We start from the raw sequence: 22,373 nt of genomic DNA on the forward strand, positions 1-22,373 counted from the left end.
GCACCGGCTCCGCGAAACGGAGGCGGCGCCGGGAGGCTTGCTCCGGCGAGGCGCAGGTGCATACCGAGTTGCGCGAACCGGTCAGGGGACGCTGTAACAAGGTGGCCTGCGTGGCTTCAGATCCAGACCCGCACAAAGTGAAGTAGCGATGATCCTCGTCACCGGCGGCGCCGGCTTTATCGGCAGCAACTTCGTCCTCGACTGGCTCGAGCAGGTCGGCGAGTCCGTCGTCAATCTCGATGCGCTCACCTACGCCGGCAACCTGCGCAACCTCGACGTGCTGCAACACGACGCGCGCCACCACTTCGTGCGCGGCGACATCGGCGACCGCGCGCTGGTCGACCGGCTGCTCGCCGAACACCGCCCGCGCGCCATCGTGCACTTCGCCGCCGAAAGCCACGTCGACCGCTCGATCCACGGCCCGGCCGCCTTCGTGCGCACGAATGTCGAAGGCACGTTCACGCTGCTCGAAGCCGCCCGCGCCTACTGGTCGGAGCTGCCGGAAGAGCAGCGCGCCGCCTTTCGCTTCCACCACGTCTCCACCGACGAGGTCTACGGCTCGCTCGGCCCTACCGACCCGCCCTTCACCGAAACGCACCCCTACCAGCCCAACAGCCCCTACTCGGCCAGCAAGGCCGCCAGCGACCACCTGGTCCGCGCCTGGTTCCACACCTACGGTCTTCCGGCGTTGACGACCAACTGTTCCAACAACTACGGGCCCTACCACTTCCCGGAAAAGCTGATCCCGCTGATGATCGTCAACGCCCTGAGCGGCAAGCCGCTGCCGGTCTACGGCGACGGCCAGAACGTTCGTGACTGGCTCTACGTCAAGGACCATTGCGCCGCGGTGCGGGTGGTGCTGGCGCATGGTCGCCCCGGCGAGACGTACAACATCGGCGGCTGGAACGAGAAGACCAACCTCGAAATCGTGCACACCGTCTGCGCGCTGCTCGATGAGCTGCGCCCCGACCCTGCCGGCTCCCATGCCCGGCTCATCACCTTCGTGCAAGACCGGCCCGGTCACGACCGCCGCTACGCAATCGACGCCCGTAAGCTCGAACGCGAGCTGGGTTGGCGGCCGGCCGACACCTTCGATACCGGCATCCGCAAGACAGTGCAGTGGTACCTCGACCACCCGCAATGGGTGGCCGAGGTCCAAAGCGGAGCGTATCGCGACTGGCTGGCCACCCACTACGCGGGCGGAGCGGGGGCATGAGCGACGCGGCCGACCGAAGGCGCTCGCACCGCAGTGCGCGCGCGGAGGTTTCCCCATGAGCCCCCAAATCTTGCTGCTGGGTCCGAACGGCCAGGTCGGCTGGGAACTGCAGCGGGCGTTGGGACCGCTGGGCGATCTGACCAGCCTCGATCGCCACGGTGACCCGGCGCGCGGCTGGTGCGGCGACCTGTCGCAGCCCGAGGCGCTGGCGGAGACCGTACGCGCGCTTCGGCCCGACGTGATCGTCAACGCCGCCGCCCACACCGCAGTCGACCGCGCAGAAGCCGAACCCGACCTGGCGCGGCAGCTGAACGCGACAGCCCCCGGCGTGCTGGCGCGCGAGGCTGCCGCGCTGGGCGCCTGGCTGGTGCACTACAGCACCGACTACGTGTTCGACGGCAGCGGCGACCAGCCGCGTGACGAAGACGCCCCCACCGGCCCGCTCAACACCTACGGCCGCACCAAGCTCGAAGGCGAGCAGCTGGTGCGGGGCAGCGGCTGCCGCCATCTGCTGCTGCGCACCAGTTGGGTCTATGCCGCGCGCGGCGGCAACTTCGCGAAGACCATGCTGAGGCTGGCCGCCGAGCGGGACCGGTTGAGCGTGGTCGACGACCAGATCGGTGCCCCCACCGGCGCCGACCTCATCGCCGACGTCACCGCGCACACCTTGCGGGCGGCCTTGCGGCAACCGGCACTGGCGGGCACCTACCACCTGGCTGCGGCCGGCGAGACCAGCTGGCACGGCTACGCCCGCTTCGTCATCGCGCGCGCTCGCGCTGCCGGCGCGTCCTTGCAGGTTGACGACGACGCCATCGATCCGGTGCCGTCGTCTGCCTTCCCCACGCCCGCGGCACGGCCGCGAAACTCGCGCCTGGCCACGGCCCGGCTGCAGGCCGCTTTCGGACTGGTGCTGCCGCCATGGCAGCGGGGCGTCGAGCGCTTGCTGGCCGAGATCCTGCCTCCCATGGCTGGGCGGTGACCACGACAACCAGGAGACCCCAGATGACGGCCACCTCGCCTGCCCGGAAAGGCATCATCCTCGCCGGCGGGTCCGGCACCCGGCTGCACCCGGTCACGCTGGCGGTCAGCAAGCAGCTGATGCCGGTGTACGACAAGCCAATGATCTACTACCCGCTCAGCGTGCTGCTGTTGGCGGGTATCCGGGAGATCCTGGTCATCTCCACGCCGCAGGACACTCCGCGCTTTCAGCAGTTGCTGGGAGACGGCAGTGCCTGGGGCCTGTCGCTGCGCTACGCGGTGCAGCCGAGCCCAGATGGTTTGGCACAGGCCTATCTGATCGGCGAACCCTTTCTTGACGGTGCCTCCAGCGCCCTGGTGCTGGGGGACAACATCTTCTATGGGCACGATCTCACCGCGCGCCTGGGCAACGCAGCGCGCCAGACCCAGGGCGCCACCGTGTTCGCCTATCCCGTCACCGACCCCCAACGGTATGGCGTGGTCGAGTTCGACGCTGGGGGCCGTGCGATCAGCCTGGAAGAGAAGCCGGCGCAGCCTAAGAGCCGCTACGCCGTCACGGGGTTGTACTTCTACGACGGCGAGGCGGTCGAGCGTGCCAAGCAATTGCGGCCCAGCGCGCGGGGCGAGCTGGAGATCACCGACCTCAACCGCAGCTACCTCGACGATGGCCGCCTCGACGTGCAGCTGCTGGGCCGCGGCGACGCGTGGCTCGACACCGGCACCCACGAGTCACTGCTGGCCGCCAGCCAGTTCATCCACACACTCGAAACCCGCCAGGGCCTGAAGATCTGCTGCCCCGAGGAGATCGCCTGGCGCCAGGGCTGGATCGACGCTGAACAACTGGAGCGCCTCGCGGCGCCGCTCGCCAAGAACGGCTATGGTCAATATCTGCTGCAAGTCCTGCGCGAAAGGGTGTTCTGATGCAGGCCCGGCCCACTGCGATTCCTGATGTACTCGTGATCGAGCCGCGCGTGTTCGGCGACGCGCGCGGCTACTTCATGGAAAGCTTCAATCAACAGCGTTTCGCCGAACTCACTGGCGCCCCGCATGCATTCGTGCAGGACAACCAGTCGCGCTCGGCCGCAGGCGTCCTGCGTGGCTTGCACTACCAGCTGCCGCCGCACGCGCAGGGCAAGCTGGTGCGCGTGACGCACGGCCGGGTGTTCGACGTGGCCGTCGATTTGCGCCGCAGCAGCCCCAGCTTTGGTCGTTGGGTGGGTGAGGAATTGAGCGGCGAGAACCATCGCCAGCTGTGGGTCCCGCCGGGGTTTGCGCATGGCTTTCTGGTATTGAGTGAGAGTGCCGACTTTCTTTACAAGACCACCGCCTATTACGCTCCTGCCTCTGAGCGGTGTATCCGCTGGGACGACCCGGCGCTGGCAATCCAGTGGCCTCTTGGCGACGTTCAACCTTTGGTGTCTGCCAAGGATGCGCAGGGCGTGTCGCTCACCCAGGCCGAGCTGTACCGTTGATGTGCGATGAGCGGGAAATCCGCGTGGAAGCAGGAGAAGTTTTTGCTGCACATGTGTGAACCGACACGGATTCCGCGACCAGTGTCACGCCTATAGGCTGGCGCGGTATCCGCTTCGACAAAATGTGCCGAGAGCGGCAGCTGGTTGTGTTTCAGCTGGCCGGTCACACGCAAGCAAGATGCCCCATCCCGCCTCGTTTCTGTCGCTGCTCACACACCGGCGCACCTTGCTGCTGCAAGGCCCCATGGGGCCGTTCTTCGCCCGGCTCGCAGCCTATCTCGAACATTGCGGGCAGCGGGTGTACAAGGTCAACTTCAACGGTGGCGACCGGTTCTTCTTCAGAGGCGATCGGGCTTTGGACTTCACGGGCCGCATTGAAGCGTGGCCGGAGTGGCTGCGGCGCTTGTTGATCCTCAAGCGAATCGAAGCCGTGGTCCTGTTTGGACAAACGCGGCCGGTGCACGAGGTCGCTCGCCGCATTGCAGCTCAGTTGGAACTGCCCGTCTACGTGTTCGAAGAAGGGTATTTGCGCCCGGACTACGTCACGCTAGAAATTGGCGGCGTGAACGGCTGCTCAAGGGTGCCGAAGGATCCGGCTGCATTCCCTGACGTCGGCAGCGCACGCCTGCCGGAGCCCGTACCAACCTACCAGCGTTTCCGCCTGATGCTGCTGCAGGCGTCAGCCTACTTCACGGCGGCCTCGTTGCTCGCTCGCCGCTATCCCCACCAAGTGCACCACCGTCCCCTGAACCCGCTGCCCGAAGGCCTGCGCTGGCTGCGCGGCGGCTGTCGCAAGCTGATCAACGGCTGGCGGCAACGCGAATTGTTGCCCCAGCTCACCTCGCCGGCGATGAGCAAACGCTGGTTTTTGCTGCCGCTGCAGGTGCACAACGACAGCCAGATCGTCCACCATTCGCGCTACCCCTGCATGGACGAGGTGATCGAGGAGGTGGTCGCGTCCTTCGCCGCGCACGCCGACCCCGAGCACCTGCTGGTCATCAAGCATCATCCGATGGACCGGGCCTACCGCGACTACACAGAGGTGATACGGGTGGCTGCGCGGGCGTGCGACGTTGCCCACCGTGTGCTGTATGTCCACGATCTGCATCTTCCCACGCTGCTGAAGCACGCCCGGGGCGTGATCACAGTCAACAGCACCACTGGCCTGCAATCGCTGTTTCATCGCACGCCGGTGACGACGCTGGGTGATTGCTTCTATGCCATCGAAGGGCTGGTTCACATGGGGCCACTAAACCACTTCTGGCGCGAGCCTGGGCAGGTCGACGAGGAGCTGTTCCGGCGCTTCCGGCACTACCTAGTGCGTCAAAACCAGCTCAATGCCAGCTTCTATGGCCGTACCCCGGCGTTCGACAGCACGCCGCTGCACCTCGCCCACGCCCCGGGGACGGACGAAGGTGCATCGAGCTTGATCAGTCAGCCCTTCCCGCTCGCCGACGTTCCCGCCGCCGCAGTGCCGGTCAGCTCGGTCGCCGTGTCCTTGCAGGTGCCCGGCGACGAAGAGCCGCATGCCAACGACGGGGCGCTTCCTCCTGCGGCGGCCGCATCGAGCAGCGCCCCCCAACCCTGGTCCCGCAACAACCCCGCACGACTCCAGTAAGCTCGCGGCATGCTGCGAGTCATTTCTGCAAATCTGAACGGTATCCGCTCCGCCGCCACCAAGGGGTTCTTCAGCTGGCTGCCCCAGCAAAACGCCGACGTGGTGTGCGTGCAGGAGCTGAAGGCCCAAGCGGGCGACATCACCGAAGCCATGCGCCAGCCCGAGGGCCTGAAAGGCTGGTTCCACTGTGCCGAGAAAAAGGGCTACAGCGGCGTCGGCCTGTATGCCCGGCGCGAGCCCGACCGTGTCGTCGAAGGCATCGGCCACGCCGCCTTCGACGCCGAGGGCCGCTACCTGCGGGCCGACTGGGGCCGGCTGTCGGTCATCTCGCTCTACCTGCCCTCGGGCTCTTCCGGCGAGGAGCGGCAGCAGGCCAAGTTCCAGTTCATGGACGAGTTCTTCCCGGTGCTGCAGGCCTTGCGCGCGGAAGGCCGCGAGATCGTCATCTGCGGCGACTGGAACATCGCCCACCAGGCCATCGACCTGAAAAACTGGAAGGGCAACCAGAAGAACTCAGGCTTCTTGCCCGAGGAGCGCGCCTGGCTGACCCGGGTGCTCGACGAAGTGGGCTGGGTCGACGTCTACCGCCGGCTGTACCCCGAGGCCACCGGCGAGGGCTACACCTGGTGGAGCAACCGCGGCCAGGCCTGGGCCAAGAACGTCGGCTGGCGCATCGACTACCAGGTGGCCACGCCCGGCCTGGCCGCCACCGCGAAGCAGGCGGCCATCTACAAGGACCAGCGGTTCTCCGACCACGCGCCGCTCAGCGTCGACTACGACTTCGAGGTGTGAACGCAACACCCCGGCCGTGACGGAGTGCGCACGGCGCCACTTCTCTCCCTGGCGCGCGCCGGGTTAACGCCCGCAGCCCGCCGCTGTCGTCGGATCATCGGGACACATTCATTTCACATAGGAGACAGTCCCATGAACTGTGCAGTACTCGTCCGCTGTGCGGCTGCCACTGCCCTGCTCGGGTCTCTCGCCAGCGTCGCGCAGGCTGGCGAGGTGTATGGCGGCTTCGGCCTGCCGGGTGTGATGATCGGTTATGCACATGCGATCAATTCGAGCTTTACGGTGCGGGCCGATTTCGCCACTTTGGGCGAGCATGACTTGGACGGTGAAGAAGAGGGCATCGACTACGAAGGCGATCTCAAGCTGCACCGCACCGGCGTGTTTGCCGACTGGTTTCCCACCACCAGCGCCTTTCGCCTGACCGGCGGCATCACCTTCAACCGCATCCGCGCCGACCTCGTGGGCCGACCGACCGGCAACGCCATCACGATCGGCGACACCACCTACGCCGCCACCGCTGAAGACCGCTTCGACGTGAGCGTGAAGTTCCCCACCACCACCCCCTACATCGGCCTCGGCTGGGGCCACCAGCTGCGCAACCCCGGCGGTGCGGGCTGGGTCGTCACCTTCGACGTAGGCGGCTCGATCGGCAAGGCCAAGGTGCGCGGCACCGTCAGCGGGCCCTTGCTGTCGCAGACGGTCTCACAGGAAGACATCGACCGTGAGCTGGAAGAACTCGAAGACGGCGTCGGCAAGGTGCGGTTCATTCCGCAAGTGAGCATCGGCGTCAGCTACCGGTTCTGATACGGCGGTTCTGAAGGGGGGCGGCGTTTGCCGGCGCGCCCCTGTTCTTGTGCACCTTGGCCCGGCGGCCGGGCGCTCGGGAAGGCACCGGTTTGGCCGGGGCCGACCGGCTGATATTCGCCCGCCTTCTTCCCGACCGCCGAGGCCACCGGGATGCCGGCGGTGGCGCGTCGAGCGCCTCCAATCGGCCGCCATGGCCTTCGCCACGCAGGGCCCGCCCCGGCGCTGTAGGACTGGGCCTACGGACCTGTACGAGTCGTCCTATGCCCGACGGGGCGCCCGTCCTGCGGCGGCCCCTCCTCCGCCTGCCTACTCTTGCGCTGTCGCTCGCCCCCCGGGGCCGAGACCCGACAAACAGCAGCGAACCCGTACAGGAGGAAAAGCACATGAAACAGACCATGTTCACCCGTCAAGCCCGCCTCACCCGCGCCGTTGCCGCCGCCATCGGCGCCCTGGCCCTTTCGAGCGCCGCGCTGGCGGCCGGTGACCGGACGGTCTACGACCAGTCGCGTGCAACCGCCAAGACCAGCTATGAAAGCGCCCGCAAGCAGTGCGACGGCCTGAAGGCCAACGCCAAGGACGTCTGCATCGCCGAAGCCAAGGCCGCACGCGCCAAGGCCGACGCCGATGCCGACGTCTCTTTCAAGGGCACGCCCAAGGCCCGCCAGGAGGCCTCCGCAGACGTGGCCGAAGCTCAGTACGAGCTGGCCAAGGAGCGCTGCGACGACAAGCAGGGCAACGAGAAAGACGTCTGCGTGAAGGACGCCAAGGCGACGCTGGAGCAGGCCAAGGCGGATTCGAAGGCGCAGCGTGAAGTGACCGACGTGCGCAAGGAAGCGGTCGAAGACAAGCGCGAAGCCCAGTACGAGGTACAGGCAGAGAAATGCGACACGATGAAGGGTGATGCCAAGGACGCCTGCGTCGACCGGGCCAAGAAGGCGCATCATCAGTGATGGCAAGGGCCGGCCGGCCCTGATGCAGTTTCGGCGGCCGCCCTTTCCCGGGCCGGACCGCGCCTCCCCGGGCGGCGCGGTCCGGTGATCCCAACCCTCGTGACGAAGGAGCCGCACATGAACTGGGACCGTATCGAAGGCAACTGGCGCCAGCTGAAAGGCAAGGCCATCGAGCAGTGGGGCAAGCTCACCGACGACGACTTCGACCGCATGGACGGCAAGCGTGAACAGCTGGTCGGCCGCATCCAGGAAGCCTACGGCATCGGCCGCGACGAGGCGGAACGGCAGGTGCAGGACTGGTCGGATCGGCTGCAATAAGCTCGTTTGATCGTCGGGCCGGCCACCAGGCCTGACACCCACCCCAATTTATGCTGCGCACGGCAACCGCCGTGCGCATTTTTTTGTGATGGCGGTGCCACCCACGGTGGCCGTTGCCGGCCCGCCGGTCAGCCCGCGGCCAGCCGCCGCTCGACAAAATCGAGCCGGTCCTGCCCCCAGAACAGCTCGCCGTCGACCACATAGGTCGGCGCGCCGAACACCCCGGCCTTGATGGCCAGCTCCGTGTCGAGCTCATAACGCTCGTGTGCGGCCTGCGAGTGCGAATCGTCCAGCCGCTGGGCCGGCAGTTCGCAGCGTTGCAGCAGCTGCGCCAGCACCGCCTCGTCGGCGATGTTCAGTTCTTCCACCCAGACGGCGCGCTGGATGGCGCCGGCAATCGTCATCGCCGCGTCGGTGCCGTCCTTCATGTCGACCGCGATGATCAGCCGCGCCGCTTCGTCGCCGTTGACCGGGAAGTAACGTGGCTCGACGTTGATCGGCAAGCCCAGGTATTCGCCGAAGCGCCGCAGTTCGAGCAGCCGGTAGGCCTGACGCTGCGGCGCGCGCTTGGACAAGGGCACGCCGCCCGACACCGGAAACACCTTGCCGCCCAGGTCGACCGGCAGCACGCGGATCTCGGCATGCGCCTTGCGTGCCAGATCCCAGAAGCGCTGGTGCCCCAGGTAGGCATACGGCGACTGCGGGGCGAAGTAGTACTCGACAGTGCGGCTCATGGGGGCCCTCCTTGAATGGGGCGGAGTCTAGCGCCGGGGGGAACTCCACCGCGGCGGGCCGGGGCAATCGCGGAGTTGGGAATAGGGCATCTGGCGTTGCGGCGCCGGCCGGGGGCGGAAGAGGGTAAACGCGGGGCGGGCGCCGGGTCGGCAGCGGTTTGTCGGCCGGTGCTCCGCACTGACCCAGCGCCGGCCGCTAGGGCGAAGGAAAGCCAGGGCAGGCACGCCCCGACAAGGCCTTGCCCACCAAAACCCCGCAATGCTGCGCCAGCCACCCGGCCCCATGGCCCACCCACGCAAGGGGCCGCACCGAGACCGGCCGGCGCGCCAGATGCCGGCGCACGTCGTCTGCCAGCCGTGCAGCCGAGCCGTAACGCGCCTCCGGCAGCTTGCGCAGAGCCGTCAGCACGATGGCGTCGAGATCGCCGCGCAAGCGCTGGGCCAGGCGACGCGCCTTTGCGCCGGCGCCGTCGAGGACAGCCCGGCTCGGGGGAACCGGTTCGCGCTCGCACACCGCGTCGGCCAGTGCCTCCGCGTCGAGATGCAGACTTGCGCCATACGGCCCGACCCCCGCCAACATCCCATACATCAACACCCCCAGCGAATACAGGTCGCTGGCGGGCGAGAGCGCGCCGCCTTGCACCTGCTCCGGGCTGGCATAGGCGAGCGTGAGGGCCAGTGGCTGCGGCGGCGCATCCGCCCGGTCGACCGGGCGCGACGCTGCAGCCACTTCGGCGATGCCAAAGTCGACGAGCTTGGGTTGCCCGTCGCGGGTCACCAGAACGTTGGACGGCTTCAGGTCGGCGTGGACCACACCTTGTCCGTGCACATCGTGGACGACCCTGGCCAGCGCCTCGAACAGTCGCAGGCGCTGGCTGATCGAAAGCTTGTTGCGTTGGCAATAGACGTCGATCGGCAACCCGACGATCAGCTCCATCACCAGATAGGGCAGGCCGTCCGCACCCACGCCACCACCGAGGACCTTGGCGACATGTGGATGGTCGAGCCGCTCCAGAATTTGCTGCTCGCGCTGCAGCCGCGCCGCAGCGCCCGACACCGCTGCCTCGTCGCGCAGCAGCTTGAGTGCGACAGGTGTTGCGAACGGTGCCCGCGCCGCGACGCCGCAATACACGTCGCCCATCCCACCACGGCCGAGCAACCCCGTGAGCCGCCAACGTCCCACCCGCTGCCCGACGCGTGCAGCCTCCGCTTGCTGACAGGCCGCACTACAGGACCCGTTCGGCAGCGCCAGCCTCGCAGCATCGGCTGTCCTCTGCTCGGCGTTGCCTCTCCCCCCGAGCGGGCCGAGCACCGCTGCCCGCAGTGCGCGCAACCCTTGCCAGCGGTCCCGCTCCCCGAAGTGAGGTACCGTCGTCACAAGGCCCCCGTGTGTGCCGCGTGCCCCAACCCCGGAGCCCACCCCAGCTCGTCCAACAGCCATTTGCGCGCCGCAGCCCACTTGCGCAACACGGTCGCGATGGAGGTCTTCAACGCCACGGCGGTTTCTTCCACGCTCAGTCCGACGAAGAAGCGCAGCTCGACGACGCGGCCTTGCTGCGGATCGAGTTGGGTCAGCCGGTCGAGTGCCTGTTGCAGGGCGACAAGGTAGGGCCCTTCGTCTTCCACGCCGAGCTGCGCTTCGACGGCCGGCAGCAGGCCATCCTCACGCAGCGCTTCCAGACTCTGCTGCCAGCCTCCCCCACCCCGCTTGTCGGCCTTTGCCGCCCGTGCCTGGTCGATCAGGATGCGACGCATCAGTCGCATGACCCAGGCATAGAAGAATGCGCGTGACGGCCAGCTCGAGTGACGCAACCGGACCATGCGCAAGTACGCCTCATGCACCAGTTCGGTCGGCTGCTGCAGGGCACGTGCGGCGGTCTCGCTGCGCAGCACGCGGCCGGCCATGCGCCTCAGCTCACCGTAGACGAGCGGCAGCACGCGGTCCAGCGCCGAGCGGTCGCCTTGCGACCAGCGGCGCAGCAAGCGGGTCACGTCTGCAGGGCTGTCGTCGGGCTTTGAGAGGTGGGGCGTGAGGTCCAAGCGTGGTCTCCTGTTGCCTCCTCAGCATCGGCTGGAAGATGGCAACTGGCAAACCGGAGCAGGCCGGACGCAGCAGATGCGTCCGGCGGTACTGTGGGGAGATACCGGGGGTACGTCGCCTGCGTTGGGTTTGGAGGTCGCGTTGCGGCTGAGCAGCACGTCCGAAGGCAGCACGCCAGTGCCGAGTGGACCTTGTCGAGCTTGTCAGTGGCGTCGCAACTGCTGACGGTGTCTTGGCCGTAGCCTCGGCCGAAAACATAGCTGTCGTTGCCGGCGCCGCCTACGAGGAAATCGTTGCCCGAGCCGCCGTCCAGCATGTCCGCGCCATCGCCTCCAAGCAGCTGGTCATCGCCGGCACCGCGGGCCAAAGTGAGTCTGAAGACGCAGGCCCTCGGCACCGGCAGAACGGGCCGGAAGCGCGCATTGTCGCGAGAAACGCCCAAAGCAAAACGCCCAACCGAGGACGGTTGGGCGCTGAACTCTGGCGGTGGAAAAGGAGGCTACGGCAAACCTTCCTCTCAAGCTCCTGCGGCCTAGCGGGGAAACGGGAGCCCAGCCACCGAGGTTGAGCTGTCGACTACCGGACTCCGTTTGCCTCCGTAGCACGAGTGCCGTGTTTCAACCGTTCCTTTGCAATCTGCGGAGGCGCATGTCGTCATGCGACCCCACAGGCTGAAACCGTTGGGCTGAGGCTCGAGCCCTTTACCCGAAGCCCGGTCGACCTGCACATCGAACGCGAGCTTCGGTGGGCAACGTGGTCTACTTACTTCCAGTTGGCAGCGATCACCGGGTTGAGCGATGTCTGGTAGTCCGCTGACAGCGTCGTTTGGCCTGCTGCTGGCGGGGCGAAGCCAGCCATGGCAGAAACAAGCGCGTTGACCTGCGTATTGAGCAACATCTTGCCATCCGCAGTTTTGAACTGCTCTACCTGGTACGCACTGGCAGAGTACCAACCGCCAATGGTGGTCTTGTCGGTTGTGCCGATGATGCTCACTTCAAGGTCACTGCCGACGCGGCGGAACCAGATCTGGTCGATCGCGACATTGGGTCCGACCTGAACGACGTCGGTGTTTCCGGCAAGCGTGTCGTAGTCGGACACAGTGTCGGCCTCCGTGCCGCGGACGAGCAGGTATGTGTCCGAGCCGGCGCCTCCGTTGAGGTAGTCGTTCCCTGTGCCACCATCCAGAGTGTCGTTGCCGGCATCACCGTACAGCGTGTCGTTGCCGACCCCGCCTACCAGCAGATCGCTACCGTTACCTCCGCGCAGCGTATCGCTGCCGATGTCTCCATCGAGCAAGTCGTTGCCATCGTCTCCGTAGAGCTTGTCGTCGCCGCTACCGCCGCTCACCGTGTCGTCGCCGCTGGCTGCCGAGATGGTGTCATTGCCATTGCCGCCGTTTAGCGTATCCGCCGTGGCATAGCCGTACAACTCGTCTGCGCCCGCGGTGCCCTGGATCGCCAAGGTCTTGACCGTGCCCACATCCCATGTGGTGCCGTCGGCGAAGCGGATCTGCTCGACCTTGTACAAACTGGTCCCGTCGCTGGTGAAGTACGACGAGACCGTGATCTTGTCGGTACTGCCTGCGAGGCTCAGAATCAGATTAGTACCGCTGCGCGTGACCTTGATGTCCGACGGCGTGATGTCCGCGGCGAACTCGATCACATCCGTCTTGCCGGTGCCGCTGTCGTAGTTGAGGATCGTGTCCTGACCCCAGCCGCGCGCAAACGTGTACGTGTCCGAGCCTGCTTCGCCATGGATGCTGTCGTTGCCGGCCCCACCGTCGAGCAGATCGTCGCCGTTGCCACCCCTCAGGGTGTCGTTGCCGATACCACCCACCAACCGATCGTTGCCGTTGCCTCCGTCGAGTGTGTCGTTGCCGATGCCGCCATCGAGCAGGTCGTTGCCGTCCTCCCCGTTCAAGGTGTCGTCGCCGCTACCGCCGCTCACCGTGTCGTCGCCGCTGGCTGCCGAGATGGTGTCATTACCATCGCCGCCGTCCAGCGTATCGGCCGTCGCATAGCCGTACAACTGGTCCGCACCCGTCGTGCTTTGGATTGCCAAGGTCTTGACCGTGTCCACATCCCATGTGGTGCCGTCGGCGAAGCGGATCTGCTCGACCTTGTACAAACTGGTCCCGTCGCTGGTGAAGTACGACGAGACCGTGATCTTGTCGGTACTGCCTGCGAGGCTCAGAATCAGATTAGTACCGCTGCGCGTGACCTTGATGTCCGACGGCGTGATGTCCGCGGCGAACTCGATCACATCCGTCTTGCCGGTGCCGCTGTCGTAGTTGAGGATCGTGTCCTGACCCCAGCCGCGCGCAAACGTGTACGTGTCCGAGCCTGCTTCGCCATGGATGCTGTCGTTGCCGGCCCCACCGTCGAGCAGATCGTCGCCGTTGCCACCCCTCAGGGTGTCGTTGCCGATACCACCCACCAACCGATCGTTGCCGTTGCCTCCGTCGAGTGTGTCGTTGCCGATGCCGCCATCGAGCAGGTCGTTGCCGTCCTCCCCGTTCAAGGTGTCGTCGCCGCTACCGCCGCTCACCGTGTCGTCGCCGCTGGCTGCCGAGATGGTGTCATTACCATCGCCGCCGTCCAGCGTATCGGCCGTCGCATAGCCGTACAACTGGTCCGCACCCGTCGTGCTTTGGATTGCCAAGGTCTTGACCGTGTCCACATCCCATGTGGTGCCGTCGGCGAAGCGGATCTGCTCGACCTTGTACAAACTGGTCCCGTCGCTGGTGAAGTACGACGAGACCGTGATCTTGTCGGTACTGCCTGCGAGGCTCAGAATCAGATTAGTACCGCTGCGCGTGACCTTGATGTCCGACGGCGTGATGTCCGCGGCGAACTCGATCACATCCGTCTTGCCGGTGCCGCTGTCGTAGTTGAGGATCGTGTCCTGACCCCAGCCGCGCGCAAACGTGTACGTGTCCGAGCCTGCTTCGCCATGGATGCTGTCGTTGCCGGCCCCACCGTCGAGCAGATCGTCGCCGTTGCCACCCCTCAGGGTGTCGTTGCCGATACCACCCACCAACCGATCGTTGCCGTTGCCTCCGTCGAGTGTGTCGTTGCCGATGCCGCCATCGAGCAGGTCGTTGCCGTCCTCCCCGTTCAAGGTGTCGTCGCCGCTACCGCCGCTCACCGTGTCGTCGCCGCTGGCTGCCGAGATGGTGTCATTACCATCGCCGCCGTCCAGCGTATCGGCCGTCGCATAGCCGTACAACTGGTCCGCACCCGTCGTGCTTTGGATTGCCAAGGTCTTGACCGTGTCCACATCCCATGTGGTGCCGTCGGCGAAGCGGATCTGCTCGACCTTGTACAAACTGGTCCCGTCGCTGGTGAAGTACGACGAGACCGTGATCTTGTCGGTACTGCCTGCGAGGCTCAGAATCAGATTAGTACCGCTGCGCGTGACCTTGATGTCCGACGGCGTGATGTCCGCGGCGAACTCGATCACATCCGTCTTGCCGGTGCCGCTGTCGTAGTTGAGGATCGTGTCCTGACCCCAGCCGCGCGCAAACGTGTACGTGTCCGAGCCTGCTTCGCCATGGATGCTGTCGTTGCCGGCCCCACCGTCGAGCAGATCGTCGCCGTTGCCACCCCTCAGGGTGTCGTTGCCGATACCACCCACCAACCGATCGTTGCCGTTGCCTCCGTCGAGTGTGTCGTTGCCGATGCCGCCATCGAGCAGGTCGTTGCCGTCCTCCCCGTTCAAGGTGTCGTCGCCGCTACCGCCGCTCACCGTGTCGTCGCCGCTGGCTGCCGAGATGGTGTCATTACCATCGCCGCCGTCCAGCGTATCGGCCGTCGCATAGCCGTACAACTGGTCCGCACCCGTCGTGCTTTGGATTGCCAAGGTCTTGACCGTGTCCACATCCCATGTGGTGCCGTCGGCGAAGCGGATCTGCTCGACCTTGTACAAACTGGTCCCGTCGCTGGTGAAGTACGACGAGACCGTGATCTTGTCGGTACTGCCTGCGAGGCTCAGAATCAGATTAGTACCGCTGCGCGTGACCTTGATGTCCGACGGCGTGATGTCCGCGGCGAACTCGATCACATCCGTCTTGCCGGTGCCGCTGTCGTAGTTGAGGATCGTGTCCTGACCCCAGCCGCGCGCAAACGTGTACGTGTCCGAGCCTGCTTCGCCATGGATGCTGTCGTTGCCGGCCCCACCGTCGAGCAGATCGTCGCCGTTGCCACCCCTCAGGGTGTCGTTGCCGATACCACCCACCAACCGATCGTTGCCGTTGCCTCCGTCGAGTGTGTCGTTGCCGATGCCGCCATCGAGCAGGTCGTTGCCGTCCTCCCCGTTCAACGTGTCGTCGCCGCTACCGCCGCTCACCGTGTCGTCGCCGCTGGCTGCCGAGACGGTGTCATTGCCATCGCCGCCGTCCAGCGTATCGGCCGTCGCATAGCCGTACAACTGGTCCGCACCCGTCGTGCTTTGGATTGCCAAGGTCTTGACCGTGTCCACATCCCATGTGGTGCCGTCGGCGAAGCGGATCTGCTCGACCTTGTACAAACTGGTCCCGTCGCTGGTGAAGTACGACGAGACCGTGATCTTGTCGGTACTGCCTGCGAGGCTCAGAATCAGATTAGTACCGCTGCGCGTGACCTTGATGTCCGACGGCGTGATGTCCGCGGCGAACTCGATCACATCCGTCTTGCCGGTGCCGCTGTCGTAGTTGAGGATCGTGTCCTGACCCCAGCCGCGCGCAAACGTGTACGTGTCCGAGCCTGCTTCGCCATGGATGCTGTCGTTGCCGGCCCCACCGTCGAGCAGATCGTCGCCGTTGCCACCCCTCAGGGTGTCGTTGCCGATACCACCATCGAGTACGTCGTTGCCGTCCTGGCCGTAAATACGGTCGCCGCCCTCATCTCCCAACAGGTGGTCATCGCCAGAGCCACCGTACAAGGTGTCGGCGCCCCCGCCGCCTGAAACGACGTCGTTCCCCTCATCGCTATCGAACGTATTCCCGTTCGCGTCCCCGAGAAAGAGGTCGGCCGACTCGTGACCCTTCGTAGTGCTAGGTTCCAGAACCAAATCTTTCAGCACAGGTGCCAGTTCTGAATCAGGCGGAATCGCGTCGATCCACTGGCGAAGAACTGTAAGGCCGTCATACCCGATCGTTTGAAGGATGCCTTGCCCGTATCGGTTGAAATCAATCAAATCGACTAGGGCATTTTTCTCATCCTCGGTTCTCTTGTTTTCAAGGGAGGCGGCGAACCTGCTTGAATCCAACCGCACCCCATTGTCATCTACGACGAGATCCACCTCGCCGAGATAGGATTGCAGGCGCGTCTGCAGCACGAGCGCCCCATAAACGCTTTCGCGCAGAGCTTCGTAAGATTTATCAAAAAGCTCCCCGGCGCGAGGCTGTATAAGGACGTGCTCTCTATAGCTAACCATCCCAGGCCCACCGTCACGAAAAACAGTTGCGCCTGCGACAAAGGGTGACTGGCCGTTGAATGCATTCAAGACGGTCAGCTGGCGATATCGGGCCGGATCCTGTTCAGCGAAGGCATTCAGAAGTGACTGAGACGGCAGTGCAAATTGGAACCGGTAGCCAAGCACTTCATCGAGCTGTACAAACATGCCCGCAAGGATAAGCCCTTCGCGGCAAAGGATGGAAATAAATTCGTGGTCCGATGCTCCCCGCCAATTCACACCCTTCGCATCCAGGGCCTCACTGAAATAGTCTCTCGCCATGTGATCGGGGATATCCGTATACTCCGAGAGGCGACGTCGATCGGATAACGACCATGGATCTGAAGTTCCGGCCCAGGTCTCAAGCAGTTGATCGAGCAACGCTAGTTGCTCGTCGCGCGTGCTAGCGGCACTGTACTGCTGGACAACTTGTTTGAGCAATTGAGCTTCATCAGTTTCTAAGCTCATTGCTTCGCGTAAATCACGCACAACCCCGCTTCCGCCCATTTCGGGTAGAACCTGAGCTTCGTCCGATATGAGGATTTCGTCGGTGAATTCGCGATAGAACGGGTTGTCCACCAAGTTCAGATTTCCGGCCGACTCGCTCGTGACCGTTACGCTCTCAATCTCAGTAGTAGTGCCGATGCTGCGCGTGACAGTTGCTGTACCGGTAACGGTGTTTCCGTTGCCTAGATTCGTAGTCGTCAGACTCTCGTTAAGATCGATGGAGACAATGTTCTTCTCGGTTAAAGTGAATAGCTCGTTACTCTGACTGACACCATCCTGGTTTATGTCTTGCCAAACGCGGACTTGGGCAAAGCCCGCGTCCATGCTATCGAACTTCCTGTCGCCATTACTGTCTTGTGCACGGAGTGCTTCAAAACCCGTTGCGGCAGTTCGGGTCGTACCATCTGCGTCGGTGATCTGAGTGTCTACACCAAACAGCTCTCGGCCAGAGTCAATTGAGCCATTGCCGTCTCGGTCCATTACCAGCCAGCTGTCGTCGCTGTTTAGCCAACCAGTGCCGGTGCGGATACCGTCACCATTGTGGTCAAACAGAACAGGCTGTGCCCCAGTGCCGATCGTCTCGATGCCGTCGCCGTCCAGATCGATGGCAAGAGGGTCACGTTGGCGCCAGGTGATGGCATCCTGATAGGGGTCGTTGACTGACGAGTCGACACTCGCACGGCTGTTCGAAATGTCGATCATTGTATTTATGACGCCCGCCACAGCGAACCCCACGCCGACGATCGTAATCGCGCCTGCCGCAACCGGAAACCCAGCGGCAACTACGAGCGGGGCGATCATTCCTGCCACATTACCTGCCATCGTGATGAGGTCACCGACGGACGTGCGGCCGTTCTCGGTAATACCAACACCCACCATGCCAAGCGCGATAGCGTTCGTTACGATGGCGGCAGGCCCCGGCGTGGCAGCCGCAACGATCTGAATCCCTGAAGCGGCGATCTGGAACGGCGTGGCGTTGTTTATTCCTTGTACGATGTTGTCGATGCCAGCCGCAGACACACCGTGGATCTGAAAGACGCCGACGACGCCATCGAAAGTTTGAGCAAAAGACATTGGCCCTCCAAAAATTTTTGTGCGATCTTAATTGGCGCCTTCGACGCGCAAAACCACGGCACTTCCAAGCAAAAAGATAAAGGCGGAAATTATAAATAACATATACGCCTGCGACAATCGATCACCTTTCTTTGATAGATCCCAGATGAATTGAATATTCCAGATTTTCTTGCGGAATAAAATTATGGGCAGGAGAATGAATGCGATTGCGGCCAAAGCAAGACCTATATAAAGCAGCATTTGTCCCATCTCGGCTCCTATTGACTTTTCAAGCTGGCATCCGTTGCCAATATAACTCGAAAGAATGGCGGTCGCAGCTTTGATTCTTCAGCTCTACCACTCGCTGTGTCGCGGCTGATATTTACCGTTCTGTCAAGCTGTCACTCATTGTGCGTTGAATGGGGCTTAAGAGATATTCAATCACACGCCGCTTACCTGTCTTGATTTCGGCGGTCAGGTTCATCCCCGGCGACAATCGAATCAGCTTGCCGTCCACGAGGATCGTGGGCCGCGTTAGTCTGAGCGTCGCCGGAAAAATCGCCCCCCGCTTCTCGTCCTCCACCGCATCCGCGGTGACCCAGCTCACCTCCGCCGGCACCGTCCCGTACTTGGTGAAGTTAAAGGTCTCCAGTTTCACCTCCGCCAGCTGCCCCGCGTTCACAAACCCGATGTCCTTGTTGTCGATCACCACCTCGGCGGTGACTTCCGCCTCGTGCGGCACGATGACCATCAAAGGTTGCGCCTCGGTCGCGACGCCGCCCGGAGTGTGCACGGCCAATTGCTGCACAGTGCCTGCCACCGGCGCGGTCAGCTGCGTCAGTCGAGTGCGCTGTCGGGCCTTGGCGCTTTCCTGCGTCAACTGGCTCTGTTTCAAGCCCGCCTCCGACCAGCGGTCGTTCAGCGCCCGGCGTGTCTCGGCGAGATAAGCCGCCTTGGCGTTCTGGGCCTCGGCCAGCGTCGCTCGGGCTTCGGCCAGGCGCGCCTGCTGGGTGACCAGATCGCGTTCCAGCTCGATGCGCTCGCGGGTGCGGTCCTGATTGGCGTGCCCGGCGACAAATCCTTGATCGGCTAAGGACTTGAAGTCCGCCTCACGTTGGCGGACCAGCGGCAGCGTCGCGTTCAGCTTGGCGAGACTCGCCTCTACCGTCGCGATCTCGGCACTGCGGCGGCTGTGCTCCGCGTCCAGCTTGGCGACCTTGGCGCGGATGTCGCTCCATTCCGCGTCGAGCTGCGCTTCGGCGGAGCGGCGATCGAAGGCGGCGACGTTGTCGGCTGGCAGCCGCGGCGCGCCGCGGCCCTCCAACGCCTTCAGCAGCGCCGCCGTGCGGGCCGCTTCGCTGCTGGCCGAGGCCAGCTGCTGCTCGATGCTGGACTGGTCCGCGGTGGCGACGGTGCTGTCCAGCTCCACCAGCACCTGGCCCGCTTGCACCGCGTCTCCGTCTTTCACCAGGATGTTCTTGATGACGCTGGTCTCCAGCGGCTGGATCACCTTGGTCCGCTCGCTCACGACGATACGGCCCTGGCCGACGGCGACGATGTCGATCTCGCCCACGATGGACCAGACCAGCGCAATCAGGAACAGCGCGCAAATGACCAGCGCGGTGCGCCGTGGTGCCGGGTGCACCGGCGTCTCCTGCAGGCTCAAGGCTGCGGGCAAAAAGGCGGCTTCGTCGGCCAGGCGCTTCGGCCCGGCCAACTCATGGCGCACCGCCCAGGCCGCCTGGAACACCGCCTTGTAGCGCGCCAGCAGTTCGAGCACCGGGTGGCGCGGGCCCATGGCTTGAGGCGAGGTCGTGGTCGTGCTCATGCCGACGCTCCTTGCCCGCCTTGCATACGCCACAGGTGCGCGTACAAGCCCTTCTCGCGCGCGATGAGCTGCTCGTGCGGTCCCATCTCGACAATGCGCCCCTTGTCCATCACGACGATCCGGTTCGCTTGTCGGACCGCACTCAGCCGGTGGGCGATGATGATCACGGTGCGGCCCTGGCAGATCGCGGCCATGTTGCGCTGCACGATGGCCTCGCTCTCGTAGTCCAGCGCGCTGGTCGCCTCGTCAAAGATCAGGATGCGCGGGCTGTGGAACAGCGCGCGCGCAATCGCGATACGCTGGCGCTGCCCACCGGAGAGGCTGGCACCTTGTTCGCCAACAACGGTGTCGTAGCCCTCGGGCAGCTCGCTGATGAAATCGTGCGCACCGGCCCGCTGAGCCGCCCGCACCACCGCTTCGATGGGGGCGGCCGGGTCGATGATGGCGATGTTCTCGCGCACGCTGCGGTTGAACAGCACGTTTTCCTGCAGCACCACGCCGACCTGGCGGCGCAGCTGGGCGGCGTCGATCAGGCTGATGTCGATGCCGTCGACCAGCAGTCGGCCCTGCTCAGGGCTGTACAGGCGCTGCACCAGCTTGGTGAGTGTGCTTTTGCCGGAGCCGGAACGCCCGACGATGCCAATCACCTCGCCGGGGCGGATGTCCAGGCTGACACCGTTGAGCACCGGGGCGGCTTCGGGCCGGTAGCGGAAGGTGACCTGGTCCAGGGTGACACGGCCCTTGACGGGCGGCAGCTGGGCGGCATTGGTGGGCGGCACCTCGGTGCGGGTGTTGAGGATGTCGCCAAGCCGGGCCATGGAAATGCCGGTCTGCTGGAAATCGGTCCACATCTGCGCCATGCGCATGATGGGTTGCGCCACGCGCTGGGCGAACATGTTGAAGGCGACGAACATGCCCACGGTGAGCTGGTTGTCCATCACCAGGTGAGCGCCATACCAGAGCGTGGCGGCGTTGACCAGCTTGCCGATCAGGTTCACGCCTTCGTTGGCAAAGCTGGCCAGGGTCTGGGTCTTGAAGCCGGCGGAGACATAGGCGGCGAGCTGGTCGTCCCAGCGGCGCGCCATCGCGGGCTCCAGCGCGGTGGCCTTGACGGTCTGGATGGCGCTGACGGTTTCCACCAGCATCGCCTGGTTCTCGGCGCCGCGGGCGAACTTCTCGTTGAGGCGGCCGCGCAGCACCGGCACGACCAACAGGCTCAGGCCGACGTACAGCGGCGCCGAGACCAACACGATCAAGGTCAGCGGCACGCTGTAGGCGAACATCACGGCGATGAAGATGACCGAGAACAGCAGATCGAGCACCAGGGTCAGGGCGTTGCCGGTGAGGAAGCTGCGGATGTTCTCCAGCTCGCGGATGCGGGCCACCGAGTCGCCGACACGGCGGGCCTGGAAGTACGCCAGCGGCAGTTGCACGAGGTGGCGGAACAGCCGGGCGCCGAGTTCGACGTCGATACGGCTGGTGGTGTGGCTGAAGACGTAGGTGCGCAAACCGTTGAGCACGCTCTCGAACACCACGACGACCAGCAGGCCGATGATCAGCACGTCCAGGGTGGTGAGGCCGCGGTGCACCAGCACCTTGTCCATCACGACCTGGAAAAACAAGGGCGAGATCAGCGCGAAGAGCTGCAGGAACAGCGAGATCAGCAGCACCTCGCCGAGCAGCTTGCGGTGTTTGACCAGGCTGGGGATGAACCAGCTGAAGTCGAACTTGGCGAGGGCGCCGGTCAGGGAGGCGCGGCTGGTGATGAGGATGAGCTCGCCAGTCCACTGAGCGGCGAACACGTCCAGGGGTTCGATGGTGGGGCGGCTGGTCTCGGTGCTGGTGTCCTGGAACAGCACACGCTGGCCGTCGCATTGGGCGAGCACGACGACGCGGCCATCCTTTAAAAGGGCCAAGGCCGGCAGCGCGGACAAGGTCAGGCGGTCGGCCGTGGTGCGGCTGAGCTTGGCCTTGAGGCCCAGGTGTTTGGCGGCCAGCAGCAGGTCGCGGGTGGTGAGCGGCTCGCTGGGCGTCTTGCCGAGCTGGTGCAGCAGCGTTCCGGCATCGGCGGCGACATGGTGCAGACGGGCAATGAGGCAGAGGGCCTCGAGCCCGGCGAGCGGGGAGGGCTCAGTGTCGGGAGAGGATGCCGGTGAACCTCGCTTCGTTGTTTCCTGCGCTGGCGGCTGCGGTTCCACGCCGGCCTCAATCTGCAGCGTCGTACTGGCCTGCATGCTTCCTCACCTGTTCCGATAGCCGTCTTTGGCTGAGGCGGGACTGTAATTGTTTGTTGCGGTATCGGCGACCCCCGAACAAGGGATAGCGGAGGCAGAAGTAGGTCGAGGGGGCCCGGCAGTGCGCCTTGTGGACGCTGGTTATGCCAGGGACCGGCATGAGTCCGCGCTTACATACAAGAAGCTGCTAACCGGCGTATTCGCTGGCGCGGCATGGCCTCCTCAGAGCGCTGGAATTGAAAGGCTGCCTTCAAAGAACTTTTGAACCAAGCCCAATAGCGAGGGGTAAGCGTAGCGGCCGGAACCGAACGCGAGCGAGCAAGCGAAGAGGCGATGGCGGCACTCGCGAAGCAAGCGCAAGAACTGCGCACGGGCTACGAATGACGACCGCT

General features: G+C 64.7%; 17 protein-coding genes. 9 read left to right on the top strand and 8 right to left on the bottom strand.

Annotated features, from left to right (window positions below):
• The first annotated feature begins 148 nt into the window (after nucleotides 1–148).
• The 9 genes from rfbB (at nucleotide 149) to AAW51_RS00740 (ending at nucleotide 8,151) form a co-directional block, all read left to right on the top strand.
• Nucleotides 149–1,216, top strand: a complete 1,068-nt coding sequence (rfbB, locus tag AAW51_RS00700; protein ID WP_047193084.1) for a dTDP-glucose 4,6-dehydratase — start codon at nucleotides 149–151, stop codon at nucleotides 1,214–1,216.
• A 55-nt stretch (nucleotides 1,217–1,271) separates the two neighbouring features.
• Entirely contained in the window at nucleotides 1,272–2,195 is a 924-nt protein-coding gene (rfbD, locus tag AAW51_RS00705) for a dTDP-4-dehydrorhamnose reductase (protein WP_047193085.1), read from the top strand.
• A gap of 23 nt (nucleotides 2,196–2,218) precedes the next feature.
• Entirely contained in the window at nucleotides 2,219–3,115 is an 897-nt protein-coding gene (gene rfbA, locus AAW51_RS00710) for a glucose-1-phosphate thymidylyltransferase RfbA (RefSeq protein ID WP_047193086.1), read from the top strand.
• A complete protein-coding gene (gene rfbC, locus AAW51_RS00715; RefSeq protein WP_047193087.1) occupies nucleotides 3,115–3,666 on the top strand; it encodes a dTDP-4-dehydrorhamnose 3,5-epimerase in 552 nt (183 codons plus the stop codon). Before rfbA ends, rfbC begins: the two co-directional genes overlap by 1 nt.
• 178 nt (nucleotides 3,667–3,844) lie before the next feature.
• The gene (locus AAW51_RS00720; protein ID WP_053013223.1) at nucleotides 3,845–5,284 is read left to right on the top strand and encodes a capsule biosynthesis protein; all 1,440 of its coding nucleotides are present in this window, start codon (nucleotides 3,845–3,847) and stop codon (nucleotides 5,282–5,284) included.
• A gap of 9 nt (nucleotides 5,285–5,293) precedes the next feature.
• Nucleotides 5,294–6,076: an exodeoxyribonuclease III gene (locus AAW51_RS00725; RefSeq protein WP_047193088.1), complete on the top strand. Its 783-nt coding sequence runs from the start codon at nucleotides 5,294–5,296 to the stop codon at nucleotides 6,074–6,076.
• A 132-nt stretch (nucleotides 6,077–6,208) separates the two neighbouring features.
• Nucleotides 6,209–6,880 (top strand): hypothetical protein, encoded by a 672-nt coding sequence (locus AAW51_RS00730; RefSeq protein ID WP_047193089.1) that lies wholly within the window; start codon nucleotides 6,209–6,211, stop codon nucleotides 6,878–6,880.
• 386 nt (nucleotides 6,881–7,266) lie between these two features.
• Nucleotides 7,267–7,833: a hypothetical protein gene (locus AAW51_RS00735; RefSeq protein WP_047193090.1), complete on the top strand. Its 567-nt coding sequence runs from the start codon at nucleotides 7,267–7,269 to the stop codon at nucleotides 7,831–7,833.
• A 117-nt stretch (nucleotides 7,834–7,950) separates the two neighbouring features.
• The gene (locus AAW51_RS00740; RefSeq protein WP_047193091.1) at nucleotides 7,951–8,151 is read left to right on the top strand and encodes a CsbD family protein; all 201 of its coding nucleotides are present in this window, start codon (nucleotides 7,951–7,953) and stop codon (nucleotides 8,149–8,151) included.
• A 128-nt stretch (nucleotides 8,152–8,279) separates the two neighbouring features.
• Here the strand turns inward: AAW51_RS00740 and AAW51_RS00745 are convergent, their stop codons facing one another.
• The 8 genes from AAW51_RS00745 to AAW51_RS00775 all read right to left on the bottom strand — a co-directional run bounded on the left by AAW51_RS00745 (nucleotide 8,280) and on the right by AAW51_RS00775 (nucleotide 21,981).
• Complete coding sequence (locus AAW51_RS00745; protein ID WP_047193092.1) at nucleotides 8,280–8,885, bottom strand: 2-hydroxychromene-2-carboxylate isomerase; 606 nt, start codon at nucleotides 8,883–8,885, stop codon at nucleotides 8,280–8,282.
• A 196-nt stretch (nucleotides 8,886–9,081) separates the two neighbouring features.
• Nucleotides 9,082–10,026 (bottom strand): serine/threonine-protein kinase, encoded by a 945-nt coding sequence (locus AAW51_RS00750; protein ID WP_047193093.1) that lies wholly within the window; start codon nucleotides 10,024–10,026, stop codon nucleotides 9,082–9,084.
• 233 nt (nucleotides 10,027–10,259) lie between these two features.
• Nucleotides 10,260–10,925 (bottom strand): ECF-type sigma factor, encoded by a 666-nt coding sequence (locus AAW51_RS00755; RefSeq protein ID WP_047193094.1) that lies wholly within the window; start codon nucleotides 10,923–10,925, stop codon nucleotides 10,260–10,262.
• Nucleotides 10,874–11,242 carry a hypothetical protein gene (locus tag AAW51_RS31250; RefSeq protein WP_417903592.1) on the bottom strand — a complete coding sequence of 123 codons (369 nt, stop codon included), beginning with the start codon at nucleotides 11,240–11,242 and terminating at the stop codon, nucleotides 10,874–10,876. Before AAW51_RS31250 ends, AAW51_RS00755 begins: the two co-directional genes overlap by 52 nt.
• Nucleotides 11,243–11,688: 446 nt before the next feature.
• The gene (locus AAW51_RS31145; protein WP_157359539.1) at nucleotides 11,689–17,940 is read right to left on the bottom strand and encodes a calcium-binding protein; all 6,252 of its coding nucleotides are present in this window, start codon (nucleotides 17,938–17,940) and stop codon (nucleotides 11,689–11,691) included.
• 27 nt (nucleotides 17,941–17,967) lie between these two features.
• Nucleotides 17,968–18,189, bottom strand: a complete 222-nt coding sequence (locus tag AAW51_RS00765; protein ID WP_157359540.1) for a hypothetical protein — start codon at nucleotides 18,187–18,189, stop codon at nucleotides 17,968–17,970.
• 112 nt (nucleotides 18,190–18,301) lie between these two features.
• Nucleotides 18,302–19,747, bottom strand: coding sequence for an HlyD family type I secretion periplasmic adaptor subunit (locus AAW51_RS00770; RefSeq protein WP_047193096.1), 1,446 nt, complete (start codon nucleotides 19,745–19,747; stop codon nucleotides 18,302–18,304).
• The gene (locus tag AAW51_RS00775) at nucleotides 19,744–21,981 is read right to left on the bottom strand and encodes a type I secretion system permease/ATPase (protein WP_083437976.1); all 2,238 of its coding nucleotides are present in this window, start codon (nucleotides 21,979–21,981) and stop codon (nucleotides 19,744–19,746) included. The genes AAW51_RS00770 and AAW51_RS00775 overlap by 4 nt, the downstream gene beginning before the upstream one ends.
• Nucleotides 21,982–22,373: the final 392 nt, after the last annotated feature.

This window comes from Caldimonas brevitalea (genome assembly GCF_001017435.1).
GTDB lineage: Bacteria > Pseudomonadota > Gammaproteobacteria > Burkholderiales > Burkholderiaceae_C > Caldimonas > Caldimonas brevitalea.